Here is a 1,639-nt window from a genome sequence, read left to right as displayed (position 1 = left end):
ATTAAAAGTAGCCCAACGAACGTCGGTCTTCTTCTCTTCCGCACAGCCGCCCAATAACAGGACGGCTGCCAATAAAAATAGAATTTGCTTCATTTTGTTTCTTTTTATGTTCCCTAGGATACAAAGATAGCAATTTCTAGCGGAAATTATTCGGAGTATGCCACTGACCTCTATCATTCATCGTATCGGCCACATCCCACCATACACGGCTACCCTGATTCACATTGCCCGGTTTATTGGGGTTACGGGACTCGCTGTTAGGATAGTTGATGCGTTTGATAAGCTTGCCGGACGCCACTTCTCCATTGGAATTGTTTCCATTGACCGGAGCCAGCAGATAACGCGGATAGTCGGTACGGCGCACTTCCGCCCATCCCTCATTTCCATTCGGGAAAACGGCAATCCACTTCTGAGTAATAATCTGTTCCAACTGTTCTTCCTTGCTACCACCGGTAAATGCTTTTACGCCATCCAGATGACTGATGTATTCATTGGCCTTGTCCGCATCAATTTCATAATAATCCATAGATGCCTTGATACCTTTCAAATAAAGGGCTTCGGCTGTTTCATCCACCAATGACGGCCAGCGCAATGCCGCTTCCGCTTTCAGGAACAAGCTTTCAGCATAACCCATCCAGACAATTTCACGAGCCAGATTCCACCAATAATCCTTGTTCATGGCATCAGATGACAGAATACAGCGGTTGGCAGAATATCTGTTCAGATAAGAACCGCCTACATTGGTTTCTCCATTCATCACTCCGTTGAAATCTCTCTTCAGATTCTCTGTAGGAAGCGGACTGGTAGTCAACGAATCAAACGGAGTAGGACGGAACCATAAAACTTCACAACGAGGGTCGAGATAACAGTTCTCAGAACTCTCATTGAAAGTAACGGCATCGGCTGCCGCACCTTCTTTCAAAGCCTGATTCTTATAAGCCCGTTCCATTTCTTTCGACAATACAGCATTGCCGGTCCAACTGAACAACAACGCGTAGATATTTTCATTACCGCCGGCGATATACTGACGTTTCGGAGTCTGCTTCATATTGTCATCCTGACTTTGCATCAAACCGGCAGGGTCTGTCAAAGCCGCCTTTGCCTGAGTCTGGGCCAAAGCCGGGTCTACATTGGATACACGCAAAGCAAGGCGCAAACGCAGTGTATTGGCAAAACGACGCCATTTGTCCACATCACCCCCATAACATTTGTCATTGTCACCTAAATCATACTGACTGACAGCAGGAAGATTTTCCTGATGCAACTCTGTTATTGCCTGATCCAACAGCTGGAAAAGGATATTATAAACTTCCTTTTGAGGTGTATAGGTCACATTTTCTTCCGGTGGCATGGCTCCCTTCACATAGTAGGCTACAGGAATATCTCCGTAAGTGTCCGTCTGCATGGACAACAAGAAAGCATAATAAATACGGGTGATATAGAATGCCGTATGGTAATAATCCTTATTGCAGAAATAGAATGTCTTGACCAACTGGCTGTATTCCGAAGTGCTGCGGTCATCATAGAAATGCTTCCAGCGGCTGGCCGACCATCCATCCGTATAAGAATAGGTAGGCGCCTGATTCACAAAGCCGCTGACATTGTTTCCCCAATAACCGGCATAGATATCATGAGTCAG

1 protein-coding gene and 1 pseudogene are annotated in these 1,639 nt (G+C 45.9%); both read right to left on the bottom strand.

Features of this window, described 5'->3' with window-relative positions; translation table 11 throughout:
* A pseudogene (locus ACZM60_RS14715) lies at positions 1–93 on the bottom strand (endonuclease/exonuclease/phosphatase family protein); the annotation flags it as partial.
* Between the two features lie 43 nt (positions 94–136).
* A partial coding sequence (locus ACZM60_RS14710) for a SusD/RagB family nutrient-binding outer membrane lipoprotein (RefSeq protein WP_489521866.1) occupies positions 137–1,639 on the bottom strand: 1,503 nt, incomplete at its 5' end.

Source organism: Phocaeicola sp. (assembly GCF_057861905.1).
The sequence above is the reverse complement of the archived record's forward strand: the minus strand, read 5'-3'. Positions and strand labels throughout refer to the sequence as shown.